The 16,006-nt window shown below is 61.9% G+C and carries 11 protein-coding genes; 7 read left to right on the top strand and 4 right to left on the bottom strand.

Annotated elements, in window-relative coordinates:
- Positions 1 to 58 precede the first annotated feature (58 nt).
- Both HWX53_RS23655 and HWX53_RS23650 read left to right on the top strand, forming a co-directional pair.
- Positions 59 to 1,531 (top strand): circularly permuted type 2 ATP-grasp protein, encoded by a 1,473-nt coding sequence (locus tag HWX53_RS23655; RefSeq protein ID WP_175945479.1) that lies wholly within the window; start codon positions 59 to 61, stop codon positions 1,529 to 1,531.
- Positions 1,532 to 1,574: 43 nt separating this feature from the next.
- Complete coding sequence (locus tag HWX53_RS23650) at positions 1,575 to 2,645, top strand: alpha-E domain-containing protein (protein ID WP_175945476.1); 1,071 nt, start codon at positions 1,575 to 1,577, stop codon at positions 2,643 to 2,645.
- 9 nt (positions 2,646 to 2,654) lie between these two features.
- On the opposite strand, the gene HWX53_RS23645 is transcribed toward HWX53_RS23650, so the two are convergent.
- Positions 2,655 to 3,716: a putative zinc-binding metallopeptidase gene (locus HWX53_RS23645; RefSeq protein WP_175945475.1), complete on the bottom strand. Its 1,062-nt coding sequence runs from the start codon at positions 3,714 to 3,716 to the stop codon at positions 2,655 to 2,657.
- 125 nt (positions 3,717 to 3,841) lie between these two features.
- Between HWX53_RS23645 and HWX53_RS23640 the strand changes: the two genes are divergently transcribed.
- The 4 genes from HWX53_RS23640 to HWX53_RS23625 all read left to right on the top strand — a co-directional run bounded on the left by HWX53_RS23640 (position 3,842) and on the right by HWX53_RS23625 (position 11,856).
- Positions 3,842 to 7,306, top strand: coding sequence for a transglutaminase family protein (locus tag HWX53_RS23640; RefSeq protein ID WP_175945473.1), 3,465 nt, complete (start codon positions 3,842 to 3,844; stop codon positions 7,304 to 7,306).
- Between the two features lie 40 nt (positions 7,307 to 7,346).
- Positions 7,347 to 9,929 carry a circularly permuted type 2 ATP-grasp protein gene (locus HWX53_RS23635; RefSeq protein WP_175945471.1) on the top strand — a complete coding sequence of 861 codons (2,583 nt, stop codon included), beginning with the start codon at positions 7,347 to 7,349 and terminating at the stop codon, positions 9,927 to 9,929.
- Positions 9,929 to 10,837, top strand: coding sequence for a transglutaminase family protein (locus HWX53_RS23630; protein ID WP_175945469.1), 909 nt, complete (start codon positions 9,929 to 9,931; stop codon positions 10,835 to 10,837). Before HWX53_RS23635 ends, HWX53_RS23630 begins: the two co-directional genes overlap by 1 nt.
- A 140-nt stretch (positions 10,838 to 10,977) precedes the next feature.
- On the top strand, positions 10,978 to 11,856 hold the full coding sequence (locus HWX53_RS23625; protein ID WP_175945468.1) for a hypothetical protein: 879 nt from the start codon (positions 10,978 to 10,980) through the stop codon (positions 11,854 to 11,856).
- A gap of 28 nt (positions 11,857 to 11,884) precedes the next feature.
- Here HWX53_RS23625 and HWX53_RS23620 read toward each other — a convergent pair whose 3' ends face one another.
- From HWX53_RS23620 to HWX53_RS27965, 3 genes are all read right to left on the bottom strand, one after another.
- Positions 11,885 to 12,565, bottom strand: a complete 681-nt coding sequence (locus HWX53_RS23620) for a dihydrofolate reductase family protein (RefSeq protein WP_175945467.1) — start codon at positions 12,563 to 12,565, stop codon at positions 11,885 to 11,887.
- Between the two features lie 37 nt (positions 12,566 to 12,602).
- Positions 12,603 to 12,830: a hypothetical protein gene (locus HWX53_RS23615; RefSeq protein ID WP_175945466.1), complete on the bottom strand. Its 228-nt coding sequence runs from the start codon at positions 12,828 to 12,830 to the stop codon at positions 12,603 to 12,605.
- A 154-nt stretch (positions 12,831 to 12,984) separates the two neighbouring features.
- Complete coding sequence (locus HWX53_RS27965; RefSeq protein ID WP_175945465.1) at positions 12,985 to 14,730, bottom strand: methyl-accepting chemotaxis protein; 1,746 nt, start codon at positions 14,728 to 14,730, stop codon at positions 12,985 to 12,987.
- A 377-nt stretch (positions 14,731 to 15,107) separates the two neighbouring features.
- Here HWX53_RS27965 and HWX53_RS23605 point away from each other — a divergent pair, with 377 nt between their 5' ends.
- Positions 15,108 to 15,905: a PilZ domain-containing protein gene (locus HWX53_RS23605; protein ID WP_175945464.1), complete on the top strand. Its 798-nt coding sequence runs from the start codon at positions 15,108 to 15,110 to the stop codon at positions 15,903 to 15,905.
- Positions 15,906 to 16,006 lie beyond the last annotated feature (101 nt).

Raw genomic sequence — 16,006 nt, 5'->3', positions numbered from 1 at the left:
AGAACACAAACCACAAGGGGATCCGTTCCCGGCACGCACTTGATAGGAAAGACCCGCCATGACGCAAGCATTCTTCAACGAGATGTTCGAGCAAAGCCAGCTCGAAGCGCGGGGAGTACCGGCGTCGGCATTTCCTGCCGCGGGCGCACCCCGCACGCACTACCGCGAATTCATGGAGTGGTTGAGCGCGCAAAGCGAAAGGCAGATCGATCTCAAGCGCGCGGAGGCGGACCTGAACTTTCGCCGCGTCGGCATTACGTTCGCGGTCTATGGCAAGAGCGACGTACCGGGCATCATTCCCGAACGCACCATTCCGTTCGACGTCATTCCGCGCATTTTTCCGGCGGATGAGTGGAAGGCGCTCGAACGCGGTCTCAGGCAGCGCGTGAACGCGCTCAACCGCTTTATCCACGACATCTATCACGATCAGGACATCATTCGCGCGGGCATCATTCCGGAAGCGCAGATCGTGGGCAATGCGCAGTATCGGCCGCAGATGCGCGGTGTCGATGTGACGCGCAATATCTACGCGCATATTGCCGGCATCGATATCGTGCGTGCCGGTCAGGGCGAGTTCTACGTCCTCGAGGATAACTTGCGCGTGCCGTCTGGCGTGTCGTACATGCTGGAAAACCGCAAGATGATGATGCGGCTCTTTCCCGATCTCTTCGCCCGCAATCGCGTCGCGCCGATCGCGCATTATCCCGACTTGCTGCTCGATACGTTGCGCGCGGCTGCGCCCGCCGGCGTGGACAATCCGACCATCGTCGTGATGACCCCCGGCATGTACAACTCCGCCTACTTCGAGCACGCTTTCCTTGCGCAGCAAATGGGCGTCGAACTGGTGGAAGGGCAAGACCTCTTCGTCGACGGCGGCTTTGTCTATATGCGCACGACGCAAGGTCCGCAGCGAGTGGACGTCATATACCGGCGCGTCGACGACGACTTTCTCGACCCGCTCGTCTTTCGCCCGGATTCGGCTTTGGGCGTAGCGGGGCTTATATCGGCTTATCGCGAAGGGCGCGTTTCATTGTGCAATGCGGTGGGCACGGGTATCGCTGACGACAAGTCCATTTATCCGTATGTGCCGGACATGGTGCGCTTCTATCTTGGTCAGGAGCCGATACTCAACAATGTGCCAACGTGGATGTGCCGCAAGCCCGATGACTTGAAGTACGTGCTCGATCATTTGCCGGAACTGGTCGTCAAGGAAACGCATGGCGCGGGCGGCTACGGGATGCTGGTCGGGCCGTCGTCCACGGCCGCGCAGATCGCCGAGTTTCGGGCGGTGCTCGAAGCGAATCCCGAGAAGTACATTGCGCAGCCGACACTCGCGTTGTCCACCTGTCCGACTTACGTGGAAGCGGGCATCGCGCCGCGTCATATCGACTTGCGTCCGTTCGTCCTGTCGGGCACGGACGTGCGCATGGTGCCGGGCGGACTGACGCGCGTTGCATTGCGCGAAGGTTCATTGGTCGTGAATTCGTCACAAGGCGGCGGAACCAAGGATACGTGGGTATTGGAACGCTAGAACACGCACTCGAGACCATCACAATACATACGCGAGACTACCCATGCTGAGCCGTACCGCGGATCATCTCTTCTGGATGGCGCGCTATACCGAGCGTGCCGAAAACACCGCGCGGATGCTCGACGCGAATTATCAACTGTCGCTCTTGCCTCAGTCCGACGAATATGCGGAACTCGGCTGGCGGGCGATGCTCTCGATCTCCGAATTGAGCGGCATCTATTCCGCCGCGCATCGCAGCATGAAAAGCCGCGACGTGATCGACTTCATGGCGCGCGATATCTCGAATCCGTCGTCCATCGTCAGTTGCCTGCGTGCGGCGCGCGAGAACGCGCGCGCCGTGCGCAGTTCCACTAACAGCGAGCTATGGGAGACACTCAATACGACATGGCTCGACTGTCAGCGCATGCTCGATGACGGCATTCTGGAGCGCGAGCCGTACAAATTCTTCGAGTGGGTCAAGTTCCGCTCGCACTTGTCGCGCGGCGTTCAACTCGGCACTTTGGTCAAGGACGACGCGTTTTACTTCATGCGTCTCGGCACTTTCGTCGAGCGTGCCGATAACACGGCGCGCATTCTCGACGTCAAGTTCGAAATGATGGAGCAGCGCGCCGACACGTCCGCGCAGCCGTTCGACTATCACCATTGGACAGCGGTACTCGGCTCCGTTTCGGGTTTTGAGGTCTATCGCAAGGTTTATCGCGATGTCATCACACCCGAGCGCGTTGCCGATCTGCTCATTCTGTATCGCGACTGGCCGCGTTCGCTCGCGGCGAGTCTCGCGGAAGTCGAGCAGCACATCATTCACGTGACGAAGGGACGCGATGCCGAAGCCGTGCGGCTTGCGGCGCAACTCAGTGCGGAACTTAGAAACGGCGATATCGGCGAGATTCTGCAAGGGGGCTTGCACGCGTACCTCGTGAGTTTTCTGGCACGCGTGAATGAGCTCGCGAGCAGCATCAGCCGCGAGTTTCTCTTGCCAATAGCGGCTGAATTGCCGCCGCCCACTCAGAGTCAGAGCCAAGGCCAGACCCAGACCCAGACTCAGACGAACGGCGGATCGCAAGCTCAGTCGCAAGCGGAATCGCCGGTGCAGTCACAGAGTTCGTCGAGTTGAACCGTGCGTTCAACGCTTGGCCGCGGCAGCGACGACACGATGAACAAAACGCAGCTTGTCGATAACGGGCGGGGCCAGCGTGAACGGGTAACCATCCGGCATGCCGAGACTCCGGTTCAGGCTGTTCAGTGCATACGTGAGCGGAAACCAGCGTTTCATGAGGTCGTCGAACGTGCTTTCCTCGATAGGCGTGGTGTCCGTGAGCGTCGGTTCATGTGGGCTGTCCGGCACGAGAACGAGGCCGCACGATACGGCCGTATCCATCGTATCGACGATATGCAGGTAATGCGCCCACGTCTCGGCCCAGTCCTCCCACGGATGCATCGTTGCATACGCGCTGATGTAGTTCTCTGCCCAGTTCGCGGGCGGGCCTTCCTTGTAATGGCGATCCAGCGCGGCCGCATAGTCCTGCTGTTCATCGCCGAATGCGGTTCTGAACGGCACGACGCGCGGCGTGTCCGCGATGAGGCGATCGAAGAAATAGTGCCCTGTTTCATGGCGGAAATGGCCGAGCAACGTGCGGTACGGCTCATGCATCGCGGAGCGCACTTTCTCGCGATGCGCGTCATCGGCTTCGGCGATGTTGAGCGTGATGATCCCGTTGTTGTGTCCTGTCATGACGCCGCGTCCTTCCTCGTCTCCTTCGAGGAACTGGAATTCGAGGCCATGTTCCGGGTCTTGCTGACGCGACTGCACGGTCAGGCCGAGATCCGAGAGCGTGAAGAGCAGGCGGCGTTTGGCTGTCTCCAGCCGATACCAGTAAAGGCGGTTGCCGGGCGTCTCAAGGTTAGGGATGGTGCTCGTCAACTGGCACGACGAACAAAGCGGCTCTTCGGAATCCGCAGGGACCATCCAGTTGCAGACATTCTCGACCGCATAGTTGTGGCACGGGCGATAGAGCTGATCTTTGGCGAGCGGATGCAGGCTCTTCCACGTGCCGTCCTCCGTCTCGTCGAATGCACTGATCTGACTGAGTTCGGGAACATAGCCGAGCTTCGCGCCGCAGTTCTCGCAATGGGTGTTTTCGAAGAACACAAGCTGATCGCAGCGGTTGCAGTGAAAGGTCTTCATTGTGTGAGCCGGAAGGAGGGATGGGTCCGGGTGCTGCCCGGAAGTCAGCGCCATGCTGCAAACAACGTGCCTCTTGCAAAGGTTCAGGGTTCAGTCGTTAGCTGCAAATCGAAAAAGGAGTCGGTGTGTCCATACGTGTCGCGTTGAACCATGTTACGCATTATCGCTACGACCGGCTCGTCGGTCTCTCGCCGCAAGTCGTTCGCTTGCGGCCCGCTCCGCATTGCCGCACGCCGATTCTGTCTTACTCGATGCGTGTCGAACCGGTGGATCACTTCATCAACTGGCAGCAGGACGCATTCGCCAATTACCAGGCGCGCCTCGTTTTTCCCGAGAAAACGCGTGAATTTAAGGTAACGGTCGATCTCGTGGCCGAGATGGCGGTCTACAACCCGTTCGACTTTTTCCTCGAACCGTCTGCTGAATCGTTTCCCTTCAGCTACGCGCCCGAGTTGCTGCACGACCTCGCGCCCTACATGATCAAGCGCGAACTGACGCCGCGATTTGCCGCGTTTGTGGAGAGCATCGACCGTTCGGCGCAACCCACAGTCGACTTTCTCGTCGGACTGAATCAGCGCCTCTCGCGTGAGATCCGTTATCTCATTCGCATGGAGCCGGGCGTGCAAACGCCGGAAGAAACGCTTGTGAGCGCGGCGGGCTCTTGCCGCGATTCGGGCTGGCTGCTTGTCGAGACGTTGCGGCATCTCGGGCTCGCAGCGCGCTTCGTCTCGGGCTATCTGCTGCAGCTTGCGCCGGATGTCAAGTCGCTCGAAGGTCCCAGTGGCACCGACGTCGATTTCACCGATCTTCATGCGTGGTGCGAAGTCTTTTTGCCGGGCGCGGGCTGGATCGGCTTCGATCCGACCTCGGGCCTGCTCGCGGGCGAAGGTCACATACCGGTCGCGTGTACGCCCGAGCCGGATAGCGCGGCGCCTGTCTCCGGCGCAGTGGACGAATGCGAAGTCGAGTTCGGGCATTCCATGTCGATCGCGCGCGTGCGTGAAACGCCTCGCGTGACAAAGCCCTATAGCGAGGACGACTGGCAGGCCGTGCTGCGCATGGGCGAACAGGTCGATGCGCAACTCGACGCGTCGGACGTGCGTCTTACGATGGGCGGCGAGCCGACCTACGTCTGCGTGCGCGACCGCGATGCACCGGAGTGGAACACCGACGCGCTGGGACCCACGAAGCGCGCGTACGCGGTATCGCTGATGGACAAGCTGCGCGCGCAGTATGGCGCGGGCGGTTTCCTGCATATCGGGCAGGGCAAGTGGTATCCGGGAGAGCAACTGCCGCGCTGGGCGCTGTCGCTCTTCTGGCGCGCGGACGGCGAGCCTTGCTGGCACGATCCCACGCTCTTCGCCGACGAAAGGCAGACCGCGAATTACACCGCGGACGACGCCGCCCGCTTTATCCGTCACCTCGCGGGCAAGCTGTCTTTGAATGCAGAATACATTCAGCCGGGTTACGAGGACACGTGGTACTACTTGTGGCGCGAACGCCGTCTGCCCGTCAACGTGGACCCGTTCGACTCGCGCCTGGACGACGAACTCGAGCGCGTGCGCTTGCGCCGGGTATTCGATGCAGGGCTGCCGTCGGTCACGGGCTACGCGTTGCCGATTGCCCGCGAAGAAGGCGCGGGTGACCGGCCGGGCCGCTGGACAACCGGCCCGTGGTTCTTCCGCGATGAGCGGATGTACCTGGTTCCGGGCGATTCGCCGATGGGCTATCGCTTGCCGCTGGACTCGCTGCCATGGGTTGCCGAAGCCGACTACCCCTGGCAGCACGAACACGATCCGTTCGCGCCGTCGGTGCCGCTGCGGCGCGCCGCCGAACTGCGCATGCAGTACGCCGACCGTAATGATGCATTCGGCATGCAGCATGCAAAAGGCAAAATTCCGCGCGACGCGACTGACGACCCCACCGGCGAAGCAACGCAAGCCGCTACCGCCGCCGCGAAAAGCCGCATGCCCGAGCGCGGCGAGTCTGCCGGCTGGATCGCGCGTACGGCGATCTGCGTCGAAGCACGCGACCCGGCGCGCGCGGCCGGTCCGAAAGTCGAAGCGGCAGCGCTCGAGAAGTCAGGCAAGGGCAACAAGCTGATGCACGTCTTCATGCCGCCGCTCGTTGCGCTCGACGACTATCTCGACATGCTCGCGGCGGTGGAAGCGACCGCCGCCGATCTCGGCATTCCGGTCATCATCGAGGGCTACCCGCCGCCGCGGGACGCGCGCCTGAAGGTGCTCCAGGTGACGCCCGACCCCGGCGTCATCGAAGTGAACATTCATCCGGCGTCCAACTGGGCGGAGCTCGTCGAGCACACCGAATACCTCTATGACGCCGCGCACGAGTCGTATCTGAGTCCGGAGAAGTTCATGCTCGATGGCCGGCATACCGGCACGGGCGGCGGCAATCACTTCGTGCTCGGCGGAGCGACGCCGCCCGACAGCCCGTTTCTGCGGCGCCCGGATCTGCTGGCGAGCCTGATCGCGTACTGGCACAACCATCCGTCGCTATCGATGCTGTTTTCAGGGCTATTCATTGGACCGACGAGCCAGGCCCCGCGCATCGACGAAGCGCGCAACGATCAGGTGTACGAGCTCGAGATCGCGTTCGCCGAATTGCAGCGGCAAGTCGATCTGCTCGGCGGGCGCGGCAGTGCCAAAGTGCCGCCGTGGCTCATCGACCGGATACTGCGCAACATCCTGATCGACGTGACCGGCAATACGCATCGGGCGGAATTCTGCATCGACAAATTGTATTCACCCGACGGTCCCACCGGCCGCCTCGGTCTGCTCGAACTGCGTGGATTCGAAATGCCGCCGCACGCGCGCATGAGTCTCGTGCAGCAACTGTTGCTGCGCGCGCTCGTCGCGCGGTTCTGGCAGAAGCCTTATACGGCGCGGCTCACGCGCTGGGGCACGGAGCTGCATGATCGCTTCATGCTCGGCACCTTCGTGCAGATGGACTTCGAGGATGTCATCGCGGAACTGCGCGACGCGGGCTTCGCTTTCGAGAAGGACTGGTTCGCACCGCATTTTGAATTCCGTTTTCCGGTCGTCGGCGCATATGAAACAGGCGGCATCGCGATGACGATTCGCCACGCGCTGGAACCGTGGCACGTAATGGGCGAGGAGGGCATGATCGGCGGCACCGTGCGCTATGTCGATTCGTCTGTCGAAAGGCTCGAAGTGCGCGTCCTCGGGCTCAACGGCAATCGTCATGTCGTGACTGTGAACGGTGAACGCTTGCCGCTGCAACCCACCGGGCGCGTCAGCGAGTTCGTCGCGGGCGTGCGCTTTCGCGCGTGGGCGCAAGCGACGTCGTTGCATCCGACCATCGGCGTGCATGCGCCGCTGACTTTCGATATCGTGGATACATGGACCGGTCGCGCGATCGGCGGCTGCCAGTATCATGTCGCGCATCCGGGCGGCCGCAACTATCAGACGTTCCCTGTGAACGCGTACGAGGCTGAGAGTCGCCGGCGCGCGCGCTTCTTCGCGAGTGGTCATACACCGGGCGCGATGCATGTGGGAACACGCGAGCCCAGCCTCGAATTTCCGTTCACGCTCGACTTGCGCCGCACATGAAAGCCAATGAAAACGCGCAGGCATGACAAGTGAGGCCATCTTGGCGTTTCAATCGACACTGCCTTTCGATACCACGGCCGCGCGCACCGACGCTTTGGCGCGCCTGCGCGCGTTGCCTGTGCGGGAAGGGCATTGGGACGAATTGCGCGACGCTTCGGGGCACATGCGCGAGCCGTGGCGCCGGTTCTTCGAATTGCTCGGCGAGCAGGGCATCGCGCGTCTCGACGACGGCGTGGCAGCCGTCGCGCGGCAGGTGCGCGATAACGACATCACCTACAACGTCTATGCCGATAACGGCGAGCCGCGCGCATGGTCGCTCGATCTCTTGCCGCTATTGATCGACGAGCGCGAATGGGCGGTCATCGAACGGGGCGTTGCGCAGCGCGCCCGCCTGATGGAGGCCATCGTTGCCGACGTGTACGGTGCGCAAACGCTTTTGCAACGAGGGCTCTTGCCTGCTGCGCTCGTCTTCGGGCATCCGGGCTATCTGCGCCCCGTGAGAGGTTTTGTGCCTGCAAACGGGGGCTATTTGCAGATTGTCGCGATCGATCTCGCGCGTGCGCCCTCGGGCGAATGGACCGTCATCGCGCATCGCACGGAGGCGCCGTCGGGATTGGGCTACGCGCTCGAGAACCGCATGATCGTGGCGAGTCTTTTAAGCGATGCCTTTCGGACGCTGCGCATCAACGGGCTTGCATCGACTTATTCGCAACTTGTCGCGACGCTGGCACAGGCTGCCCGAGCCATCATGCGCGATGACGAAAGCGCCCGTGGCGACGCGCCTCACATTGCGCTGTTGAGTCCGGGGCCGTTCAGCGAAACGTACTTCGAGCACATCTTCCTTGCGCGTTATCTGGGTGTGACGCTCGTGGAAGGCAAGGACCTGACAGTACGCCACGACAAGCTGTACCTGAAAACGCTGGCGGGCCTCTCCCGCGTGCATGCCGTGCTGAGGCGTCTGGATGATGCGTTCTGCGATCCTGTCGAGTTGCGCGCGGATTCGACCATCGGGGTTCCGGGACTGTTGCAGGTCATGCGCGCGGGCAACGTAGCGGTCTCTAATGTGCCCGGCGCGGGCTTCACGGAATCGCCTGCGCTTCATGCGTTTCTGCCAGGCATTGCGCGTGCGCTGCTGAACGAGGATTTGCATCTGCCGACCGTGCCGACGTGGTGGTGCGGCGAAGACGCCGCGCGACAAGAAGCCTTCGAAAAGCTCGATCGCGCTTTCGTGGTGCCCACCTGGGGCGGCTCGCACGAGGATGGCGCACCTGGCATCGAAGCAGGATCGCAGGCGCTTGCTGGATGGCGTGAGCGCATCGAGCGCGCGCCCGACATGTTCACCGTGCAGGAGGATCTGCCGTTTTCCAGCGCGCCGCGCTTCCACGATGGCGCTCTCGGCTCGCGCTCGTGCGTCTTGCGCGCCTATGCGATAGCGCGTCCCGACGGAAGCTTTAGCGTGATGCCCGGCGGCTTCACGCGCCTCGCAGCGAACAAGCGAGCCACGGTATCTATGCAATTCGGTGGCAGCAGCGTGGATACATGGGTGATGTGCAGCCATCCGGGTCCTGCGGTGCCGCTGCGTCCATCGCCCGTGCCGCCCGGTGAGTTGCGCAAGCATCGCGTGGTGTCGAGCCGCGCGGCCGAGAATCTGTTCTGGGCCGGACGTTATGGTGAACGCGCGGAGAACAACGTGCGTCTTTGCCGTCTGTTGCTCGGCACGCTCGAAGCCAGTGATGCCGATGAGATGTTCCCCACGCTCGTCGAACTGGCCGCGCAATGCGGCCTCATTCCGTCCATCGATACGCTTGCGCGAAATTCGCCACACGCATTCGAGCGCGTGCTCGTCGCTGGACTGGCGGAAGCGGCATCGGCCACGAGCGTCGGCGGCAATCTCGCGAATCAGGCGCATGCATGCGGCGAGATTCGCGACCGGCTCTCCACCGATCACTGGCGCACGATTCTCGCGGCGCGCAATGACTTTCGCGATGCACTGGCGCGCATCGGCCTCATCACGCCCGACATGCCGCGAGACTATGACCGCGTAATGCTGAGCGGCGCGCTGGAACATCTCGCGACTCAACTGCTCGCGATCAGCGGCGCGCAAGGCGATCGCATGACACGCGATGAAGCGTGGCGCATGATTTTCATTGGCAGGATGATCGAGCGCGTGTCGACGATGGCGACGTTTCTGCGCGTGTTCGCGGCGCAAGGCACGTTGACGCATCCGGCTGGCTTCGACTTGCTCCTGCAACTCTTCGACACCACGCTCACCTATCGCTCGCTTTATCCCGGCCGGCTCGAAGCGGCCGCGTTGATCGACCTGATCGTCGTGGACCCGACAAACCCGCGCGGACTGTATGGCGTGCTGGCCCGCTTGCGCGCGAAGCTGGATGAGATGGTGAAGACCGCGGGCGCGGCACGTCGCGCGCATTTCACGGGCATTTCGCTCGATATCGATACCTTGCCACCCCTCGATGCCTTGTGCGAGGCAGACGAGAACGGGCGGTTCGGCGCGCTCGTCCTGTTGTGCGATCGGCTGCTTGCGTCGGTGAGCGCGGCATCGAATGAAGTCAGCGCCCATTATTTCAGTCACGCGAATTCCATCGCTGCGCAGGTGTCCTAATGATCGCAACGACCGGAAAGGCGACAAGCTCGACGACGCTCGCAGTCACGCATCGCACGACGTATCGCTATTCCACGCCGGTCGAGATTGCGCAGCACCTTGCCACCATTCGTCCCCTGCATACTCCGTGGCAGCAGGTCATCGCTCATACGGAACGCATCGAACCGGCGCCGTCATACGTGCATAGCCGCGTCGATGCATTCGGCAATGATTTGCTCTATTTCTCGCTGGACGCGCCGCATGAGCGTCTTTCGATGACGAGCGAAACCACGGTGCGTCTCAGCCCACGCTGGACGAACCTGGATCCGCACGTGACGTCGCCCTGGGAAGATGTCGCGCAACGGCTGCGCTATAGAGCCGGTGCGGCGTTCGTCCGTGAATCGGAATACTGTTATGCGTCGCCCAACATTGAGTTGACTCAGGCGTTGCGTGCATACGCGTTGCCGAGCTTCAAGCGGGGCACGGCGCTGATCGCGGGCGCAATCGATCTCATGCACCGCATTCATGCCGACTTCACATACCGGCCTTCATCCACCGCATTCGATACGCCCGCCACGCGCGCTTTCGAATTGCGCCACGGCGTCTGTCAGGATTTCGCGCAAGTGATGATCGGCTGTCTGCGCACGTTAGGCTTGCCGGCGCGTTATGTGAGCGGCTATCTGCGCAACGACCCGCCGCCCGGTCAACCGAGACTGATCGGCGCCGATGCGTCGCACGCCTGGGTGTCGGTGCATTGCCCGCAAAGCGGGTGGATCGACCTCGATCCGACCAACGACGTGCTCGCCGATCTCGACCACGTGACGCTTGCAACAGGCCGCGATTACAGCGACGTGTCCTTGTTGCGCGGCATGATACTCGGCGGCGGATCGCATCATGTCGACGTTGCCGTGAACGTTCTCGCGCTATAAAAGCCGGCATAGTTGTGCTTTTATGCGCGACGGCGGCAGCGATTCAACGTTTTTCTATAGCATGGAGGGCTGCTGTCGCCGCTCCGCTTTCTCGACTCTCCGCTTCGGTGACGGCGCGGCAAGCCCGAGAGAAGAACATCATGCAACTTGGAATACTCGTCTATATCGACAACAGCGAGCAGATGCTCGAGGAATTCGGCTGGCTCTATAAGAGCCTCGTCTATTCGGGCGTACTCGAAATTGGGGGAATCGTTGCGGTGTCTCACCCGGCGCTTGCAGACCGGTTGCCCGAGGACGCTCGCATCGAAGTCATACCTAGCGTACCTTATGCGGAGCGCAATCCGCAGTGGCACGGATACGGCTACATCAACTCCGTCGCTAATCTTGCGGACCCTGCGGTGAGCGAGGCATGCGCCCGCTTTGACTACATTCTGAAGACGGACTGCGATACGTTCGTTACGCCGGCGCTGAAAGACTTTCGCCCGTCCGGTCTTTGCGCAGGATTCGGCGCGTATGCCTACGATGCTTCGGTTCGCGCACGCCTTTCGGAAATCTCCGCACGTTGGGGTTATCCGCACACCGGACTTCACAACGTCGGGGCTTCGCTGCTCGGGCCTTCAGAATGGCTGCGACACTATCTGGCCGCGCAGAGCGAAGCGTGCAACCGGCTGCTCGATGAAGAATTCCGCGATTTCGAAGGCGCGTGGCCCGGCTGGTGCAAGCAGGTCCTGACCATGTATGCGGGCGAACTCGCGTTGCGATCAACTTATCCGCAAGCCTGTTCCCTCGGATTGCTGGACCACTTCTCCTTTGCGGATCGCGCGCTAGGCAACGACGTCTTGCACATCCATGCATGGCATACGGACACGTATTGGTCGAAGCATCGTTTTCGCAACGGCGAGTACGCGCATATGGCGCTGGAAGATATCGATATCCGCAAAATCGGCGGCTATTGCCACTGGCTTGCGGAAGCGCCGTTGGAAGAAGTCAAGCGGCGCGCGTCGGAGCGCGCCTCTTGAAAGGCACTTATCGCGCGATAAGCGAGTCTCAAGCCTTGCGCTTGTACCGGACCCAAACGACATCGTTGTCCAGCTTCTCGACTGACTCCAGCTTCAGATAAGCCGGCTTCTGCCACTTATCCATTGCCACTTCGAAAGACGATGGATGCGCTTCACGTCCATCGACGAGCGGCATCAGTAACACGCTGACTTCATCTGCCAGTTGCGCGTTGACGAATGCCCCGGACACGTGACCGCCTCCCTCGACGATCAGCTTCTCGATCTTCAGTTCGCGGCCGAGCGTCTCGACGACGCGGTGAAGATCGATGTCGTCCTTGCCGCCGAAAAGAAACGACGCGCCGATCGACTGAAGGTACGCGAGATAGTCGTCTTCCACGCTCTCCGCCAGAACTTCGACGATATGCGAGTCGAGCGCGGTGTTGGTTTTCCAGCCGACGCGGCCCTTGGGGTCGATCGACACGGCGTATTGGCTCGCGTCGCGCTTGGCGAAATGATCGGTGCGTGGCAACGCGCTCTTGGCGAGACCGCGTGGATACTCCCGGTCTTTTGCGTGCGATATCTCCTGCATCGTGACGCGGCCGCAGACCCAGGCATTCGCGTTGAAGCTGGCGGCCGTCTCCTCATAACAAGGCCTGGCGAAGTCGAGATGCCAGCCGTCCGTCAGGCTTCGGCCATCCAGTGAAGACATCATGTGACAGACGATGTACATCGGTTCCCCCGTGTCGGTCTTGCACTGAGTTTGCGTCTCAAGCGCCGGACTTTTCGTCCGGCGGCAAAGGCCCTTCCTGGTCGATCGTGCTGCCCTGACGCCAGACGTCCTTTCCTGCCTCCGAGAGCTTGCCGCTGCTCGAGTCCTTGCCCGCTTCGGTGCCTTCCACGGCCATCTTTCCGCCTGCCTGCTCCTGTGCGGGCAGTTTTTCCCCTGTTTCTGCCTGAATGCGGTCTTCCTGCGATCGTCCGGCATGCGTCGTCATCGTATCCTCCGATTCGGTCAATTAGACACGTCAGATTGGTAGCAAGCGGCAAGCCAACTCTCCGTCGTGGCTCAACGACGCAGGCGCGCGTGGTATCGGGTCCGGATCACAAGTGCGTGATCCGTCCAGCTCAATAGGATGACTAACGAGAACGTTAGAAGGTCTCCCAGTCGCCGCTATCCGTCGAAGTCGCCATGGACTTAGGCACCGTGGGTTCGACGCGCTTTGCCGTCGGCGTCGGCTTCGTTCGCGGCAATGCCTGCGCGGCAGGGCGTTGCACTGTCGCAGCCGTTGCCGGGCGCGGGCGGCTTTCTCCCGGCAGAGGCTTCGCCGCGAGGGCGTGGACCACGGCTGCGCTCGGGCTCGTACGGAAGACGCCGACGGCTTTGCGAAGCGCTTCGGCCTGGTCTTCGAGCGAGCCGGCCGCTGCAGCCGCTTCTTCGACGAGCGCGGCGTTCTGCTGCGTGACTTCGTCCATCTGCGAGATGGCCTGATTAACCTGCTCGATGCCGCGGCTCTGCTCGTGCGATGCGGACGCGATCTCGCCCATGATGTCCGTCACGCGCTGAATCGCGGACTGCACGCTGCGCATGGTTTCCCCTGCTTTCGCGACGAGCTCCGTGCCCGCCCCGACGCGGCTGCCCGACGTCTCGATCAGCGCCTTGATTTCCCTCGCCGCGCTCGACGAACGCTGCGCGAGGCTGCGCACTTCGCCTGCCACCACCGCGAAGCCACGGCCTTGTTCGCCTGCGCGCGCCGCTTCGACTGCGGCATTGAGCGCGAGAATGTTCGTCTGGAACGCGATGCCTTCGATCATGCCGATGATCTCCGCGATCTTCCCCGAGCTTTCTTCGATGCCCGCCATCGTTTCCACGACCTGTCCGACGATCGCCGTGCCTTCGTTGGCGACGGCGCTCGCGTTCTCGGCGAGATCGCTGGCCTGACGCGCGTTGTCGGCGTTCTGCTTGACCGTCGAGGTCAGTTCTTCCATGCTCGCCGCAGTCTCCTGTAGCGACGCCGCCTGTTCCTCCGTGCGCGACGAAAGATCCGTGTTGCCGGCCGCGATTTCCTTCGTCGCGCCCGCAATGGCGTTGGCAGACGAAGTCACAGCACCCATCGTTTGCAGCAGCCGGTCCTGCATGGCCCGCACCGATGCCATCAGACTCGCATCGTCGCCCGCCGCGACAGGCACAGCCTGCGTAAGATCGCCCGCAGCGATGCGTTTGCATGCGTCGGCGACGTCCTTAGGATCGCCGCCGAGCTTGCGCAGTACATTGCGGATGATCCAGCCCATCGCCACGGTCAACGCAAGACCGACCATGCAGACGATCGCAAGCATCGCGATGAGACGCCGGCCGAATTCACGATTGATGTCGTCGACGTAAGCGCCGGTATAGACGTGCCAGTCCCACGCGCGAACATACTCGCCGTAAGCGATCTTCGGCAGCGCCTCCGTTTGTCCCGGCTTCGGATAGAGATAATCGGTCACGTGCGTGCCGTCGAGCCCGTGCTTGACGATCGCCGCCGTAAAGTGCTTCCCCGTCTTGTCGACCAGATCGTTGATCTTGTTCTCGGTCTCGGGACGAATCGGGTTGAGCAATTGCAGCATCGTCGAGTCGACGACGAGCAGATAGCCGCTTTGCCCATAGCGCACCGGCCGCAGATGCGCGATGGCCGCGCGCTTGGCCTCGTCAACTGGCATCGCGCCGCTTTGCGCTTGCTGCACGTAGAAGTTCACCACGCTTACCGCGGACTGGACCTGCTCGGCCAGCGACTGCTGCCGGTCCTGCATCATCAACGTGCGCGTCATGGTCGCGCTCAACAGCGAGAGCACGATCAAACTCAGCCACACGAATCCCACGGTGCTCCACAGTGTTGCCTTCAAACTCATTCTCTGCATTTGTCTCGCCCTTGCGTTCAACGTGAAATTTTTGCCGACAGGGTTGATATCGGCTGTTTTCCCGGAAAGTTGAACGTTTGCTCTGGAGCCGACCGAGCGCCGGGACAAAGGATTGTTTTGTCTGTCACAGCGAAGCGGCATGTCGTGCTGCATATAGTCTGATGAATGCGCGTTACCGTACTTAAGCGCTGTGGCCCGCGCGCTAACGTACGCGTGGAGATACGAATCATCCCCGCGTAGAGGGATGGCATCTGCCACATCGAGATACGAACATGGTATTGGTCAAACTAAGCGCACAGGAACTGCAAGTCGGCACGCCCCTTCCGTTCGCCGTCTACTCAGCAAGCGGCAAACTTCTCCTGACGAGAGGTTACTGCGTGAGATCGGAAGGCCAGCGCGACCGGATTCTCGCAGCGGGCGGGTTCCGCGACGAAGACGCGCCGACCGAGCGGCCGCATGGGGAAGGCGTCATGCCGGGCGAACTGTTGATATCGACCGCGAAGCATGATGCGCCTATCCACCGTCCCAAGGTCGATCGTGTGGCCGCCGTCACCGGCACCTTGCCGAAAACGCTGGAAAGCATGCAGCTGACGTTGGTCGGCTGCGATCACCCGCCGGTGCAAGCCGAATTCGTCGGTTCCGTGGCGGGCAGCGCGCTGGTCGTCACCGCAGGGAGCATGCACGAGTTGTTAGACGCGGGCGTGTCCGTCGAATGCAAGGGGCTTCTCGGGCGAAAGATCTACCGCTTCGCAAGCACGGTGATCGGACGGAGTGAGTCGCCTGTGAAAGTCGTCTATCTCGCGTATCCGCAGGCCGTGCAGACGCATGTCGTGCGCAAAGACGTTCGAGTCTCGACCGAACTGGCAGGCCGTCTCATCAGAAACGATTGTGTCGCGGCGGGCTTCGACGTCGCAGTGGTCAACGTCAGCCTTGGCGGTGTGGCCTTGCGTCTGGCGGACGCGCTCGTCAATGTCGGCGAGCACTTCAAACTCGCGTTGCGCCTGCGCGCAGACGGCAAGGTTCATGCGGTAGTGTTCAACTGCATCGTGCGCAATCTGCGGCAAGCGGCGGGCGCCGTGCTTGTCGGGGCGGAGTTCAGCAACCGGTCCGTCGATACCACGGCGCTGCTCCGGATTCATATGTTCGAGACCGCGACAGGCAGCGCGTCGGAGTGAGCGTCCGAACCATCGGCGCATCGACGAGCGAGGCGACGGCACATCGTTCGTACAACGAAATGCGTCCTAAGAAATTAGAGCCCCGAGGCGGGCCGCAGCCT

It is taken from the genome of Caballeronia sp. BCC1704, assembly GCF_902833455.1.
Classification (GTDB): Bacteria; Pseudomonadota; Gammaproteobacteria; order Burkholderiales; family Burkholderiaceae; genus Caballeronia.
Note: the sequence above shows the minus strand (reverse complement) of the source record. Positions and strands in the feature narration are given on the sequence as shown.

Bases quoted from the DNA above. Each gene is read 5' to 3' on its own strand.
- HWX53_RS23645 (WP_175945475.1), bottom strand. From the start codon at position 3,716: ATGAAGACCTTTCACTGCAACCGCTGCGATCAGCTTGTGTTCTTCGAA.
- HWX53_RS23650 (WP_175945476.1), top strand. From the start codon at position 1,575: ATGCTGAGCCGTACCGCGGATCATCTCTTCTGGATGGCGCGCTATACC.
- HWX53_RS27965 (WP_175945465.1), bottom strand. From the start codon at position 14,730: ATGCAGAGAATGAGTTTGAAGGCAACACTGTGGAGCACCGTGGGATTC.
- HWX53_RS23655 (WP_175945479.1), top strand. From the start codon at position 59: ATGACGCAAGCATTCTTCAACGAGATGTTCGAGCAAAGCCAGCTCGAA.
- HWX53_RS23615 (WP_175945466.1), bottom strand. From the start codon at position 12,830: ATGACGACGCATGCCGGACGATCGCAGGAAGACCGCATTCAGGCAGAA.
- HWX53_RS23620 (WP_175945467.1), bottom strand. From the start codon at position 12,565: ATGTACATCGTCTGTCACATGATGTCTTCACTGGATGGCCGAAGCCTG.
- HWX53_RS23630 (WP_175945469.1), top strand. From the start codon at position 9,929: ATGATCGCAACGACCGGAAAGGCGACAAGCTCGACGACGCTCGCAGTC.
- HWX53_RS23625 (WP_175945468.1), top strand. From the start codon at position 10,978: ATGCAACTTGGAATACTCGTCTATATCGACAACAGCGAGCAGATGCTC.